The sequence below is a fragment of the Parerythrobacter aestuarii genome (genome assembly GCF_030140925.1).
GTDB classification, from domain to species: Bacteria; Pseudomonadota; Alphaproteobacteria; order Sphingomonadales; family Sphingomonadaceae; genus Parerythrobacter; species Parerythrobacter aestuarii.
In genome coordinates this window covers 230489-244779 of sequence record NZ_JARBWD010000002.1, presented here as the reverse complement: position 1 = coordinate 244779, position 14291 = coordinate 230489, and the positions used below count along the sequence as shown (strand labels likewise).

Below are 14291 nucleotides of genomic sequence, written 5' to 3'. Positions count from 1 at the left end.
GCGTCGTGCGTGTCAACAAATTAGTGCATCAAGCTATTTGATGCGGTGAAAGTTGCCTTCCTGTCTCAGCTGCCGTCAGCGCACAAACCTAGTTGCTCCCCCTCGGTTGAAGTGAAGCACCTTCGCACCCGCCTTCAGCTCATCGATATAGTCGCTCCACCACTGCGCCATCTGAACGCGCTCATCCCAGTAGTTGCCGCGATTGTAGATGCCTCTGATCGCGCTGCTATCGCCGTGCGCAAGCGAGCGCTCGATCGAGTCGGGATGCCACTTGCCGCTCTCGTTCAAGAACGTTGAGGCTGTAGAGCGGAAGCCGTGTGCGGTCACCACATCGGGGCCATAGCCCATCCGCCGCATTGCCTGGTTGATCGAGTTATCCGACATGTATTTCAGGTGCGATTGCTGAGCGGGAAACATCTTCTCGAACCCGCCCGTGTGGCAATGCAGTTCGCGTAGAAGGAGCATCACCTGGTCGGACAACGGCACCGCGTGAAGCCGTCGTAACTTGGTCCGCTCGGCGGGAATGTTCCAGATCCGCTGACCCCAGTCGATCTCGGACCATTGCCCCATTCGCATCTCGCCCGGACGGGTCATGATGTGAGGCAATATCTGCATAGCGATCCGCACCAAAGGCGTACCCGTGAATTCGTCGATATCGCGTAGCAACTGGCCGAACTTGTCGGGTTCCAGAATGGCCGCGCGATGGGTCACGATTGGCGTAGCTAAGGCATCTCCCAGGTGGGCCGCAGGATCGTTCTTGCAGAGCGAACAGGCGATCCCGTGTCGGAACACCCTGCTGGCCAATGCGCGTGTCCGGTTGGCCGATTCCCGGTGTCCCCTGCGCTCGATCTTCTTGAGGGCCTCGAGCAGCTCGACCGGCTCGATGTCATTGATCGGGCGCCGCCCGATGTCGGGTTCAAGTAGCGAGACATACCAGCGCGCTTTGCGGATGGTTGATTCCGCCTTCCCGCTGTCTTCCATGCGCACCTTGATGAAGTCTTCGGCGACGCTCTTGAAGCTATTCCCGGCATTCATTCGCGCGAGACGCTTCTTCCGTTTGCGCTCAAGCGTGGGGTCGATTCCGTCGAGAACCTTGAGCCGCGCCACGTCCCTCCGCTTGCGCGCATCGGCCAGGGAGATGTCCGGCCATGCGCCCAAGGCCATCCGCTTTTCCCTTCCGGCTATGCGAAACTTGTATCGCCAGAGCTTCGAACCGTTCGGAAACACCTCCAGATAGAGGCCTTTTGAGTCGGTTTTCCGAAATGACACGCTTTTCGGGCGTAACCTACGGATTTCTTGCGCTAAAATCGGCATTTGGGGGCATGACCTTTCTGGCTGGCGTTATGCCCCCTTTCATGCCCCCAAATGGTGATAGACGTGGGGGCATGACGCGGGACAAAGCGGGAACATCAGAAAGTTACAAATACCCCAAAAACCGCTGAAAATCAACGGTTTCGGGACGATTTGGGAGGAGGCTCTGGTGCCGCTTACGTGACTCGAACACGTGACCCCATCATTACGAATGATGTGCTCTACCAACTGAGCTAAAGCGGCACATTCTCTTGCTCAAGAGAAGTGGAGGCCCGAGCCGGAATCGAACCGGCGTGCAAGGATTTGCAGTCCTCTGCGTAACCACTCCGCCATCGGGCCTCGCCCGGCCTCTCGGACGGGAAGCGGCGCACTAGCGATTCTGTGTGGCAAAGGCAATCACCGTCTCGCACCTTCCGTTACGTCAGTCTGGACGCCAGCTCCGCGAGCGGCAACAAGGCCGCAATGAGTGCTAAAGATCTTGTCGCCCCAATTACGGCCACACCCGGCCCGGTCACCCTGCCTGCAGAAGGCTGGATGCAGGGTCGCACGCTGTATGGAGGAGCAGGCGCGCTGGTAGCCTATACCGCCGCCGTACGCGCCTGTCCCGGGCTGCCGCCGCTGCGTTCGGCGCAGATCGGCTTTGTCGGACCGGTCGGCCCGGAGATCGAGACACGGGTTGAAATGGTTCGTCAGGGGCGCAATGTCGTGCAATTGCGCAGCGAGTTGCTGGTCGAAGGCACGGTTGGGCTGACTGCGCTATGGGTGTTCGGCACCAGCCGCGAGCCCAATGCGCTCCACCCGGCCCCGAAGGTCGAACCATGGCCCGGCCCGCCCGAAGAGAGCGAAGCGGTGGGCAATCCGCCTCCGGGGCACTTCATCAACCGCTACGAGATTCGCCGGGCGCAGGATACCAGCGGCCCGGGCGAGCCGGTGGTACGGCGCTGGTTCCGGCTGCGCGAGCCGAGCGGGCTCGACCCGGTCTCGGAATTGGTGCTGGTCGGCGACACGCTGCCTCCGGGTTCGATGCGAGCGATGCAACGCCAAGGACCATTCAGCTCGATCAACTGGTCGTTCAACATCCTCGATCCAGAGGCGTCGACGCGTGATGGATGGTGGCTGGGCGAAACCGCGAGCGACCATGCCGACCAAGGCTATTCGAGCGAGCGACTGAGGCTATGGGATGCCGAGGGCACGCAAGTGATGGCCGGCCAGCAAGCCGGAGCGATCTTCGGCTAGTGCCCTCCCGCTATTCGACTTCAGCGTAAGCCGCCTTGCGCTTCGCCATGCCTGCCATGACGGCTTCGACCTGGTTCGGCGAGCGGATGATCGCATCCTGTTCGACGCTTTCTTCGATCAGGAGGTCAGCGGCGGTCGCATCGTACATCTTGTTGGCAATGCGCTTCGCGGCCTGCATCGCGTGCGGGTTACGATCGGCCATCACCCGGGCAAGATCAGTGGCCCTGGCGTGCGGATCTTCGTCGACATGGGTGGCAAGGCCCAGCGCCTGCGCTTCGGCCCCGGTGAACTCGCGGTTGGTATAGATCAGCTCGCGCAGCAAGTCGTCGCGCACCAGCCCGCGCCACAGCGGATAGCCGCCCATGTCCGGCACCAGGCCCCATTTCATCTCCATGATCGCCATCCGGGTTTCCGGGTGGACGATGCGGATGTCGGCCCCGCTGGCGATCTGCAGTCCGCCGCCAAAGCACACGCCATGGACTGCGGCGATGACCGGGACCTTGAGCTTGCGCCATTGCGTCGCGACCTGCTGCGCACGATTGGAATCGCCATGCGTGCGAGTGGCAAGAGGGTGATTGCCGGAGCCGTCAGGATTGCCGAAATTGGAAAGATCGAGCCCGGCACAGAATGCCCGACCCTCGCCCGAGAGGACCACGGCGCGCACGCCCTTCTCGGCCTGCAGCGCTTCGCCGGCAGCAATCATCGTTTCGAACATGGTCTGGTCGAGCGCATTCATCTTGTCGGCACGGATGAAGCGGACCTGCGCCACGCCATCGTCTTCAAGCGTGATCGCCACGCGATCGTTGGTCTGGAATTCCATTGCGGCTGTCTCCTGATTCCGTTTGCGCAGGAGAGTTGCCGATGAACCGTGCCGTGTCCAGCCCGGACCGAAGACCGGGAAGGCCCCTGCGGATCAATGTTCCGAAAGCATGCCCGCAGCAGCCATGCTGAAGAAGCGATCGCGGGTGAAGATCATGTGATCGATCAGTCGCAGCTCCAGCGCCGCCCCCAGTTTCTGCAGACGATGGGTGGCACGAATGTCTTGCACGCTCGGCTGGCATTGCCCGGACAAGTGATTGTGCGCGAGGATCAGGGTCTCGGCCCCTATCATCAGCGCGCGATGGACCAACGGGCGAGCCCGCAGGACCAGCGAATTTTCCCCGCCGATGGTGAGCGTTTCGTCATGCAGGTATCGCTGCTGCCCGTCACAATAGACGACATGCAGGCGCTCCTCAGCCGCCAAGGCAAAGCGGCTATGCAAATAGGCGAGGAAGTGCGGATCTGCGACCGCTTCCGGCATCCCGCCGGCAAGGGCCCTGCAGGCTGCACCGCCGTCTTGCGCCGCCGCGATTTCAGCGTGCACACCCATCAGCCAAAGCTCGAACGCGGCAGCTGCGGAGCGATCAAGCGCCAGTCGCGGTAACTGCCCATGGATGCATTGCGGTAGACATGCCGGGCCATGCCGCCAGCGAGGATGAAGATCTGGAACCAGAATGGCATCGCGGTCAGCAGGTAATACGCAAGGCTGGATACCGGCTCCACCATGATACGCACGAAATGGCCCATGAACGAGACCAGCTGGGCGGCGGCGAGAACCATGGGATAAAAGCGGTTCGCCTTGAGGGCAATCAAGACGAATGCCACCAAGCCAAGCGTGTCGATGAGAAAATTGACCGGATCCAGCGTCAGATAGACCGATTCGAAGCCGAACACGTCGCGAAACGCCATGTGAACGGCAACCATGCCCAACAGGACTGCGCCCGAGGCACGCTCGGGCCCGCCCCCTCGCCACATCGCCCATAGGAAAACCAGCAGCACGCAGATCTTCTGCATGCCTGCCCGGTTTTCGAGGAGGAGTTGCATCATGGCGAGGTCAACTCATAGCCTATCAGGCGATAGCCTTGTCAGCGTCGATAGCCGCAGAAGGTTCGATTGCGCTCGGCGAGATGTAAGTGATCTCGTCATCGCCTTCCGGTGCCATGTAGACACGGCCGGCCTTGCTCAGCTCTTCGTGCACGCGCAGGAGGTTGGTCGACATTGCCAGGGCCTGCTGTTCGGCCTGCATCAGGCGCAGCATTGCTTTCTGACAGGCATCGACGCCGACGTCGGGATTCTGGCGTGCCGTAAGGATGACCTGCTTGAGCTTCGAACACGCAATCATTGCTTCATCGGTCACAGCTTCGGCTTCGCGGATGTGCTTGCGGATAAGCCGAGCGTCTTCGACAATACGTGCCGTCATGATGGTAGAACTCCGATCAGGCAGTCGGTTCGCTCGTCTCCGTCTGCACAGTCTGGTCACGGGGTCCGTACTGTTTGCCGCCTGACGCCTCACTCACGGAGAGTGCCGCCGTCACCACCAGTATGACCAAGACGATAAACGCAAGAGCCAGCCCGATGATGACGGCAAGGCGATAGAGGACAGCATGATCGCCGTCGAGCACCCCGGGGACGACCCGGGGTTCGTGTCTGACTGTCCATGGCGCCTCGATCGCAAGTGGCGCCACATCAGAAAGAACGAATTCCCCGGGTGCGACCCGGTCTTCTGGTTCGTTCATTTCCGGTCGGGGCGGGACTTCAGATTTTGTCGATGCAGGTTTCCTGTAGGGTGCAGATTCGCCTGAATCCGACACTTCAGCCCTGTAGGAATCGACCAGATCCTTCAGGTTCTCGACACTGTAGGCATCTTTAAGTGCCCGGATATGCTGGTTTATCCGGCTTTCCGATACATCCAGCTCGCCAGCGATCTGCTTGATCGGCATGCGCCGATCAATTCGCACAAGAACATCTTTTTGTCGGTCCGTCAGGGTACCGAACTGGGGCGCCCCCATCACTTACACTCCTAGCTCTGCGCAAATGTTAGGCGAAATGAATCGAATCAGCAAACGAATCGGCCGCAATTGGGGCCGATCCGGATGCGAACAATCCGCTCCGCTCGCAGTCTCAGGTGTTTACACCCTTGCTGGCGAGATAACGTTTGATGTTGCGCGCGGCCTGCCGCAGTCGTTGCTCGTTCTCTACCATCGCAATTCGCACGAAACCTTCACCTTCTTCGCCGTAGCCCACACCCGGCGCGACAGCGACTTTGGCTTCGGTGAGCAGTTCTTTGGAGAACTCGAGGCTACCCATCGCCATCAGCGCTGGCGGCAAGGGCGCCCAGGCGAACATGCTGGCCGGCGGCGGCGGGATGTCCCAGCCCGCCCGACCGAAGGCTTCCACCATCACGTCGCGTCGCTTGTGATAGATCAGCCGGTTCTCCTCCACCACGTCCTGCGGCCCGTTGAGCGCAGCACAGGCCGCGGCCTGGATCGGCGTAAAGGCACCGTAGTCGAGATAGCTCTTCACCCGGGTCATCGCCGCAATCAGCTGCTGGTTGCCAACCGCAAAACCCATCCGCCAGCCGGCCATGCTGTAGGTCTTCGACATGGAGGTAAACTCCACTGCGACATCCTTGGCCCCTTTGACCTGCATGATCGACGGCGTCGGCTTGCCGTCGTACCATAGCTCCGAATAGGCGAGGTCCGACAGCAGCCAGACGCTGTTCTCCTTCGCCCACGCCACCAGCCGTTCGTAGAAGGCGAGATCGACCACTTCGGCGGTGGGGTTGGAAGGATAGTTGACCACCAGCACGCTGGGGCGCGGCACGGTGAAAGCCATCGCCTTTTCCAGGCTGCGGAAATAGTTCTCGTCTGGCGTCGTGGGTACGCTGCGGATCGTCGCCCCGGCGATAATGAAGCCGAAAGTGTGGATCGGGTAGCTGGGGTTCGGCGCCAGCACCACGTCGCCCGGCGCAGTGATCGCAGTGGCAAGGCTGGCCAGACCTTCCTTGGAGCCCATGGTCACGACCACTTCTCGCTCCGGGTCCAATTCGACCCCGAAACGGCGAGCATAGTAGTTCGCCTGAGCCTTGCGCAGGCCCGGAATGCCCTTGGATTGCGAATAGCCATGCGCATCGGGCTTCATCGCCACTTCGCACAGCTTGTCGATGACATGCTGCGGCGGAGGGCGATCAGGGTTGCCCATGCCAAGGTCGATAATATCTTCGCCCGCCGAACGTGCCGCGTGCCGCATCGCATTGACTTCAGCAATGACATAGGGTGGCAAGCGCTTCATGCGGTAGAAATCGGTATCCATATCGCCTTCGGTCTATAGTGTTCCTGCAGGCCTATCCTGCACCCCTGCCCTAGTGAAGCAAAGCTGCAGGCGGTGCAATCGAATGCATTCGAGGGCCGACCAAAGACAGGCTTGCAGAGGCTGTCGCAAGCGCGCAAACTTTATGCTTCAGGAGACCCGCATGAGCGACAAGACCGACCCCCAAGCTGCCTTTTCGAGGCTGTTCGACCTGCAGGATGAAGCCGCCCGCTCGATTTTCGGGCAGATGATGCCCGGTGCGGTCCCCAAGTTGCCGGATCTTGGCGAAGCCGGACAATGGGCCAAGAACGCCGGCAAGCTGCAGACGATGTGGTTGTCATTCCAGGCCGAGCAGGCGGCCAAGCTCTCCAAGGAAATGCCCGACCCGACGCGCTGGATGGCCTATCTCGACAGCTTTCACAAACGCATGCCGCTGGTCGACATGGAGGCACAGAAGGCATTCTGGGGCGACACCATGCAGATGTGGAAGGGCGTGCTCGGCCAGTTCGGGGGCCAGTTCGGCGACAACTCCGAAAGCGCGCCCGAGCTGCCGCGCAAGGACAAGCGCTTCCGCGACGAGCGCTGGAGCAACAACCCCGTCTTCGCACTGATCCATCAGACCTACTTGCTTATGGCGGAACAGCTCGAAGGCATGGTCGACAAGGTCGATGGCGTCGACAAGGAAAAGAAAGAGCAGCTGCGCTTTGCCGTGAAAGCCGTGATCGACGCGCTCAGCCCGTCGAACTTCGCCGCAACCAACCCGGTGGTGCTGGAACGGACCCTGGAGACCAAGGGCGAAAACCTCGTTCGCGGCATGCAACACATGCTGGACGACATGCGGCGCGGGCAGCTGACCCACACCGATCCCGATGCTTTCAAGCTTGGCGAAAACATAGCTGTGACCCCGGGCAAGGTGGTGCACGAGACCCCGCTCTACCAGCTGATCCAGTACTCGCCCTCGACCGATGAGGTGCTGCAAACGCCGCTGGTCATCTTCCCGCCGTGGATCAATCGCTTCTATATCCTCGACCTCAATCCCAAGAAGAGCTTCATCCGCTGGGCGGTGGAACAGGGGCTGACGGTTTTCGTCGTCAGCTGGAAATCGGCCGACGCTTCGATGAAGGACGTGGTGTGGGACGATTACATCCGCGCGCAGATGGATGCGATCGATACGATCCGCGCGCGGTTGGACGTGCCGAGTGTCCACACTATCGGCTATTGCGTCGCCGGCACGACCCTCGCCGCGACCCTGGCGATCCTCGCCCGGCGCGGGGAGCAAGACAAAGTGGCGAGCACCACTTTCTTCACCGCGCAGGTCGATTTCACCAAGGCCGGCGAGCTGCTGCATTTCATCGACGACAACCAGATGATGGCGATCGAAGCGCTGTCGGGCGAAGGCTACCTCGACGGGCGCTACATGGCGGCAACCTTCAACCTGCTGCGCGGCACCGACCTGATCTGGAACTATGTCGTCAACAACTACTTGCTGGGCGAAGACTATCCCGCCTTCGACCTGCTGCACTGGAACGGTGACGTCACCAACCTACCCGCCAAATGGCACAAGGATTACCTGGAGCAGCTTTATCGCGACAACCGGCTGGTCGAGCCGGATTCGCTGAGCGCCGATGGCACGCCGATCGACCTGAGGCAGGTTTCCGTCCCGACCTATGTCCAGGCCGGCAAGGAAGACCATATTGCCCCGGCCGAGAGCGTGTGGAAGATTCGCGATCATTTCACCGGACCGATCCGCTTTGTGCTGGCAGGCAGTGGGCATATCGCCGGGGTGGTGAACCCACCGGGCAGCGGGAAGTACCAGTACTGGATCAACGAGGATCCGGAGCTCGACAGCCTTGAGCAGTTCCGCGAGGATGCCGTCGAACACCCGGGCAGCTGGTGGCCGGACTGGATCGAATGGATTCGTCAACAGGATAGCGCCACGGTGAAGGCCGCAGGCAAGCGCAAACCCGGCGCGAGCAAGTCCGATAACGTCATCGAAGATGCACCCGGCCGCTATGTCATGAGCCGCTAGAGGCACATAATCATCTGGATTTATTGATTTTCCCAGTTTATTGTGCACTGCACAAAAAATCCTTGACTTCGCAGCTGCAATGCCTATTTTGTGCAGTGCAACATGAAGCTGCAAATGAAGTAAGGATACTCCCATGGCCGACAACGCCACGAGCAAGATCGATGCCGCTGCCGAGAAGGCCTATGCCGAAGCAGCTGCCAAGAAAGTAGACGCCCCGAACGCCGAGAAGGCTGTCGAGGCTGCACCGAAGCCTGCCGCCAAGCCTGCCAAGAAGGCCCCGGCGAAGAAGGCTCCGGCCAAGAAGGTTGCTGCCAGGAAGCCGGCAGCCAAGAAGACCGCGACCCGCAAGCCGGTGGCCAAGAAGGTCCCCGCCAAGAAGGCGGCCGCACCCAAAAAGACTGTCGCTGCCAAGAAGGCTGCGCCGATGACCACCGTTTCCAAGCTGAAGGACACCATCATGGCTACCGACACCACCAAGATCACCGAAGCCGCCAAGACTTTCGCTGCCGACGCGCAGACCCGCCTCAAGGGCGCCTACACCAAGGGCACCGAACTGGCTGGTGACTATGTCGAGTTCAACAAGGCCAACCTCGAAGCCGTCGTCGCTTCGGGCAAGGTTCTCGCTTCGGGCATGCAGAGCATGGCTCGCGAAGGTTTCGAAGACACCAAGAAGGCTGCCGAGCAGGCTCGCGAAGACATGAAGGCAGTTGCTGCCGTCAAGTCGCCGACCGAGTTCGTGAAGCTGCAGGGCGACTTCGCTCGCCGCAACTTCGACGCTGCCGTCGCTTACAGCTCGAAGAGCACCGAAGCATGGCTGAAGCTCGCCAACGAAGCGTTCGCTCCGATTTCGAGCCGTTACAGCGAAGCTGCCGAGAAGTTCTCGAAGGCTGCCTAAGCGCTGACGAAACAGCTTGAAGGCCGGGTAACCTCTCCTCTCCCACCCGGCTGGATACTGGAAGGGCTGGATAGCTTCGCGCTGTCCAGCCCTTTTGCTTTTCCTCCGGTCAACTTGCCTCGCCGGTAACCATCAGTTTTCGGTAAGGCGAAATGTCCATCTTGCATGCCAGCCAAGCGATACGATATTGCAGACCCGATGATTGATAGCACCGACCTTCATTCCATACCGTTTCCCCTCGTCCTTCGGATGGCCGGGGACGATGACGCACAAGGCGGTGACAGCGACGGCGACGCGGAAGTCGGTATCGCCACCAAGACCAGGGCCAAGCCCAAGAAGCCGAGCCAGTACAAGGTGCTGATGCTCAATGACGACTACACCCCGATGGAATTCGTGGTGATGGTGCTCAAGCGTTTCTTCAAGATGGACCTCGACCAGGCCACGCAGGTAATGCTGCATGTCCACCAGAAGGGCGTCGGCGTGTGCGGCATCTTCCCTTACGAGGTGGCCGAGACCAAGGTGAACCAGGTGATGGACTTCGCTCGCCAGAACCAGCACCCGCTGCAATGCACTCTGGAGAAGGCATAAGCTCCACAAGTCCCACGTGGGGGCATGACCTCGGCGGTTTTTGTCGCTAGAGGCTGCTAGGGCAGCCACCTGATCCGCGAGCAGAACCGCACACGTGTTCAAATTCCTTCCTTCGATCGACCGCTACATCCTTCGGCTTACCGTAGTGCCGATGATGGCGGTGTTCGTGCTGGCCGCTTCACTGCTGCTGCTCGACAAGATGCTGCGGTTGTTCGATTTCGTTGCTGTTGAAGGCGGGCCGGTGGCGGTCGTGTTCAAGATGCTGGGCGCGCTGATCCCGGAGTATGCCAGCCTCGCCATCCCGCTCGGGCTGCTGCTGGGAATCCTGTTTGCCTTCCGCAAGCTGGCGACCACCAGCGAACTCGACGTGTTGCATGCTGTGGGCATGGGCTATGGCCGCCTGCTGCGCGTACCCTACGCCATCACTGCAGTGCTGGTGGCGGTCAACGTAGCGCTGGTGTTCTATGTCCAGCCGGTCAGCCGCTATTATTACGAGCAGCTCGAGTACGAGCTGCGGTCAGGCGCGCTGGGGGCCTCGATCAAGGTTGGCGAATTTACCACGCTGGCCGATCGCATGGCGTTGCGGATCGAGGAAAGCGAAGACAACGGGCGCCAGCTCAAGGGAATTTTTGCCCGGGTCTCCAACGACAAGGGCCAGGTCCTCTCCATCAGCGCGCGCGAGGGGGCTTTCCTCGCGACGACCGACAGCCCCGACACCATCATCCTGCGCCTGACCGACGGCACGATCGTGCAGGACACCGGGGGCGACAAGCAGACCCCGCGCGTGCTCAGCTTTACGCGCCACGACCTGCCGATCGACTTGCCGCGGATCGAGGAATTCCGCGCCCGCGGCGATGCCGAACGCGAGTATATCCTGCCCGAATTGCTCAGTATCGGCTGGAGCGACAACACGACGGAGGAGAAGCGCGACGCCAGCCAGGCGAGTTTCAACTTCCGATTGGTAGAGGTCGTGATGATGTGGCTGATGCCGCTGCTGGCGGTGGCGCTGGCAGTGCCGCCCAAGCGATCGAGCAGTGCCTTGGGCGTGTTCGTCTCCATCGTGATGGTGGTGAGCTACCACAAGGTGAACCAGTACGCTGAAGATGTCGCCGCGCTGGGGCTGGTCGACCCGATCCTGGGGCTATGGGGGCCCTTCGTCCTGTTCGCCGCGCTGATCCTGTGGATGTACCGCACCATCGCCTTCAAGCCCGGCGGCCAGCCGATCGGCGCGCTGGAAAATGCCTTTGCCAAGCTCAGCAAGCGCATCGCCAAGCTGTTCAAGCGCAAGCGCCACCGGGCCGACGACTTTGCTTCACCCGTCGCTGCCGAGGCGGCCGAGTAACGCCACATGCATCTCGACTTCTTCCCTTCGCGCACGCTGACGCTTTACCTCGCCAAGCTGTTCGTGGTCCGCATCTTCGCTGTGCTGGTGATGCTGGTGCTGGTGCTGATGATGCTCGACCTGCTCTCCACCAGCGGCGAGATCCTCAGCGTCGAAGGCAATGGCCAGGGCGAACTGTGGACCTATGTCAGCCTGCGGGTGCCGCAGCTGGTCATGCGCTTCCTGCCCTACTCGGTGCTGCTGGCGACGATTATCTCGCTCGTCACCCTGAACCAGAACAGCGAAGTCATTGCCATGAAGGCAGCGGGTCTCTCGGCGCACCAGGTGCTGGCACCGCTGCTGCTGACAGCACTGGTAGTCTCGGCGGTCACCTTCGTCTTCAATGAACGCGTCGTGACCCGCGCCACCGCGACGCTCAAGGCATGGGAAGCGACCGAATACGGCGCTGTGCCACCCGACGCCGATACCAGGGCCAATGTCTATATCACCGACGGCACCAACATTCTCACCGCCCGCACCGTCAGCGGTAGCGGCGATGCGATGCAGCTGGGCCAGGTGACATGGTATGCCCGCGCACCGGGCGGGACGATCTCGGAACAGATCAGGGCACCGAGCGCCCGTTATCTCGGCCCCGGCTGGGAGCTGCAGGATGCCCAGAAGTTCGAAGTCGGGACGGCCAGCACAAGCGAACTGGCGACCGTGGTCGTAGGCGAAGGCCTGTCCCCGGCCCAGATCGAACTGGAATCGATCGATCCCGATACCGAGCCGTTTTGGGAACTCTCCTCCGCCATCGAAGCCTATGAGGCGGTCGGTCGCCGCACCGACGAGCTGCGCGCCAAGTGGTGGCACAAGCTCGCCGGGCCGCTCAGCGCCTTCCTGATGCCGCTGCTGGGCGCGGTCGCCGCCTTCGGCCTCGCCCGTTCGGGCCAGCTGTTCGTGCGCGCAGTGATCGGCATGGCGCTGGGCTTTGCCTATTTCGTGGTCGACAATGCGGCGCTCGCCATGGGCAGCTTCGGCGGATACCCGCCCTTCCTGGCCGCCTGGGCGCCGTTCTTCCTGTTCCTGCTGGTGGGCGAGACAGTCCTGATCCGGACCGAAGAGTGAGCGACTGGACGCTCCGCCTCGCAAGGCCCGAGGATGCAGATCACTGGCCGGCCATCGAACGCGCAGCAGCAGAGATGTTCCGCAGCGATCCCGATCTCGTTGGCATGGATTTCGACGAGACGTGGGAAACGGATGAGCTGCGCGGCCTGATCCGCAAGGGGCACTGTCTCGCAGCCCAGCTTGGGGAGCGGCCGATCGGCTTCCTAGCCAGCCAGCCTTTCAGCCGTGAATTGCATGTGTGGGAGATGTCGGTCCATCCGGACGGGCAACGCAAGGGTATCGGCGCCGGGCTGGTGCGTGCTTGCCTGATCGATGCTGCCAACTCGGGCTTCAAGGCGGTGACGCTGACGACATTCCGGGATGTGCCGTGGAACGGACCGTTCTACGCCAGGCTGGGGTTCGAGGAAGTCACCGCGCTGGACGCCCATGCCCGCTTGGCCAGCGAACTGGCCCTGGAAGCGGACAACGGCCTGCCGGCGGAGCGCCGCTGCGCGATGATCAAGTTTCTCGACTAGCTGCGGCTGGCGCCGCGCGTCATCGTGCTCCGGGCGATCCGCCCGACCAAAGTGAACATGCCGGGATGGTTGGCACTCTGGTAAGTCGAGCCATCGCCCAACTCGCGGTTCAGGCGGCGGTGCGCCTCGGGCAGCGAGTGATAGGGCATCGACGGCATCAGGTGATGCAGCGCATGGTAGCGCAGGCCGACGGGCGCCCAGATCTCTGCCGCAAAGCCCGGCGGGGGGACATTGACGCTGTCGAGAAACTGCGCGGTCACGGTCATGGCCTCGCCTTCGTTCTCCCACAGATGCGCCACCAGCGTGCGCAGCTGGTTGAGCAGCGCGGTGAGCGACAGGATCGCGCCCGCTGTCAGCACCGGAGCCCAGCCGAGCCAGAACACGCTCGCGATCAGCGTCCAGGCCCACAGCATGCCGCCCAGCTCCTGCCAGAACACGCGCGGCCTTATCTCGCCTTCAGGCGGGCGACGGCGGAAATCGGGGTTGATGGAAAGCGATGACGCGCGTTCCCACACCAGCGTGCGGATCGGTGGGATCATTGCACCGAGTGGAACTAACAGGCCGAAGCGGATGACGAGCCCGATGGGGGCCAAGAGCGCCACCAGCACGAACACCGGCAGGCTCCACGGCTTCATCAGCGCCAGCGGTAAATACTCCGGGTCCTCGATGGTGCCATATTGCGTGCGCTTGTGGTGCAGCGTGTGGACGCCTTCATACATGAACGACGGCACCAGCAGCGGAATGCCTACCAACAGGTTCCAGCCCAGGCGGAAGCCCGGCAGCGCTTTCTTGTGGATATGGGTCAGTTCGTGGATGAACATCAGCGCGCGATAGAATGCGAGCGCTCCGACCAGCCCGACAGCGAACTTGGCCCAGATGCTGTCCACCACAATCGCACCGGCGATGCAGGCATAACCGAGCCCGGCCGACAGCAGCATGTCGGGCCAGTAGATCGCGCCTTTTGCTTCGGCGAGGTCCTTGGTCAGGTCGCGAGCGGCGCGGAGCATATCCTTGTCGTCGGGCAGCTGCGCATGCCAGCCACCTTTCGCTTGCGGTCGCGCAGGCTGCGCTGGGTCGAGGGTCTGTTCGATATTCATGGATTTGGTCTCGTGAAGCGCCTTTAGCCCAACTCGCAGGCAAACG

The 14291-nt window shown here is 61.7% G+C and carries 15 protein-coding genes and 2 tRNA genes; 7 read left to right on the top strand and 10 right to left on the bottom strand.

Going from position 1 to position 14291, the window contains the following annotated elements; all coding sequences use genetic code 11:
• Window positions 1-75: 75 nt before the first annotated feature.
• From QPW08_RS14315 to QPW08_RS14305, 3 genes are all read right to left on the bottom strand, one after another.
• The gene (locus QPW08_RS14315; protein WP_284126588.1) at window positions 76-1314 is read right to left on the bottom strand and encodes a tyrosine-type recombinase/integrase; all 1239 of its coding nucleotides are present in this window, start codon (window positions 1312-1314) and stop codon (window positions 76-78) included.
• 164 nt (window positions 1315-1478) lie between these two features.
• A tRNA-Thr gene (locus tag QPW08_RS14310) sits at window positions 1479-1554 on the bottom strand.
• Window positions 1555-1576: 22 nt separating this feature from the next.
• Window positions 1577-1650 (bottom strand) — tRNA-Cys (locus tag QPW08_RS14305).
• 123 nt (window positions 1651-1773) lie between these two features.
• Between QPW08_RS14305 and QPW08_RS14300 the strand changes: the two genes are divergently transcribed.
• Complete coding sequence (locus QPW08_RS14300; RefSeq protein WP_284126587.1) at window positions 1774-2547, top strand: acyl-CoA thioesterase; 774 nt, start codon at window positions 1774-1776, stop codon at window positions 2545-2547.
• Window positions 2548-2557: 10 nt separating this feature from the next.
• On the opposite strand, the gene QPW08_RS14295 is transcribed toward QPW08_RS14300, so the two are convergent.
• The 6 genes from QPW08_RS14295 to QPW08_RS14270 all read right to left on the bottom strand — a co-directional run bounded on the left by QPW08_RS14295 (window position 2558) and on the right by QPW08_RS14270 (window position 6678).
• Window positions 2558-3367: a crotonase/enoyl-CoA hydratase family protein gene (locus QPW08_RS14295; protein ID WP_284126586.1), complete on the bottom strand. Its 810-nt coding sequence runs from the start codon at window positions 3365-3367 to the stop codon at window positions 2558-2560.
• Between the two features lie 93 nt (window positions 3368-3460).
• The gene (locus tag QPW08_RS14290) at window positions 3461-3916 is read right to left on the bottom strand and encodes a JAB domain-containing protein (protein ID WP_284126585.1); all 456 of its coding nucleotides are present in this window, start codon (window positions 3914-3916) and stop codon (window positions 3461-3463) included.
• A complete protein-coding gene (locus QPW08_RS14285; protein ID WP_284126584.1) occupies window positions 3916-4413 on the bottom strand; it encodes a hypothetical protein in 498 nt (165 codons plus the stop codon). The genes QPW08_RS14290 and QPW08_RS14285 overlap by 1 nt, the downstream gene beginning before the upstream one ends.
• Before the next feature lie 22 nt (window positions 4414-4435).
• Complete coding sequence (locus QPW08_RS14280) at window positions 4436-4786, bottom strand: hypothetical protein (protein ID WP_284126583.1); 351 nt, start codon at window positions 4784-4786, stop codon at window positions 4436-4438.
• Between the two features lie 16 nt (window positions 4787-4802).
• On the bottom strand, window positions 4803-5375 hold the full coding sequence (locus QPW08_RS14275) for a helix-turn-helix transcriptional regulator (RefSeq protein ID WP_284126669.1): 573 nt from the start codon (window positions 5373-5375) through the stop codon (window positions 4803-4805).
• A 112-nt stretch (window positions 5376-5487) separates the two neighbouring features.
• A complete protein-coding gene (locus QPW08_RS14270) occupies window positions 5488-6678 on the bottom strand; it encodes an LL-diaminopimelate aminotransferase (RefSeq protein WP_284126582.1) in 1191 nt (396 codons plus the stop codon).
• 160 nt (window positions 6679-6838) lie between these two features.
• On the opposite strand from QPW08_RS14270, the gene QPW08_RS14265 reads away from it, so the two are divergent.
• From QPW08_RS14265 to QPW08_RS14240, 6 genes are all read left to right on the top strand, one after another.
• Window positions 6839-8704 (top strand): PHA/PHB synthase family protein, encoded by a 1866-nt coding sequence (locus tag QPW08_RS14265; RefSeq protein WP_284126581.1) that lies wholly within the window; start codon window positions 6839-6841, stop codon window positions 8702-8704.
• Window positions 8705-8837: 133 nt separating this feature from the next.
• Entirely contained in the window at window positions 8838-9599 is a 762-nt protein-coding gene (locus QPW08_RS14260; protein WP_284126580.1) for a phasin family protein, read from the top strand.
• Window positions 9600-9797: 198 nt separating this feature from the next.
• Entirely contained in the window at window positions 9798-10187 is a 390-nt protein-coding gene (clpS, locus tag QPW08_RS14255; RefSeq protein WP_407674573.1) for an ATP-dependent Clp protease adapter ClpS, read from the top strand.
• Between the two features lie 94 nt (window positions 10188-10281).
• On the top strand, window positions 10282-11529 hold the full coding sequence (locus tag QPW08_RS14250; protein WP_284126579.1) for an LptF/LptG family permease: 1248 nt from the start codon (window positions 10282-10284) through the stop codon (window positions 11527-11529).
• A gap of 6 nt (window positions 11530-11535) precedes the next feature.
• Window positions 11536-12633: an LPS export ABC transporter permease LptG gene (gene lptG / locus QPW08_RS14245; protein ID WP_284126578.1), complete on the top strand. Its 1098-nt coding sequence runs from the start codon at window positions 11536-11538 to the stop codon at window positions 12631-12633.
• Window positions 12630-13148 (top strand): GNAT family N-acetyltransferase, encoded by a 519-nt coding sequence (locus tag QPW08_RS14240; RefSeq protein WP_284126577.1) that lies wholly within the window; start codon window positions 12630-12632, stop codon window positions 13146-13148. Before lptG ends, QPW08_RS14240 begins: the two co-directional genes overlap by 4 nt.
• On the opposite strand, the gene QPW08_RS14235 is transcribed toward QPW08_RS14240, so the two are convergent.
• Entirely contained in the window at window positions 13145-14245 is a 1101-nt protein-coding gene (locus QPW08_RS14235; RefSeq protein WP_284126576.1) for a fatty acid desaturase family protein, read from the bottom strand. The genes QPW08_RS14240 and QPW08_RS14235 overlap by 4 nt on opposite strands.
• Between the last annotated feature and the right edge of the window lie 46 nt (window positions 14246-14291).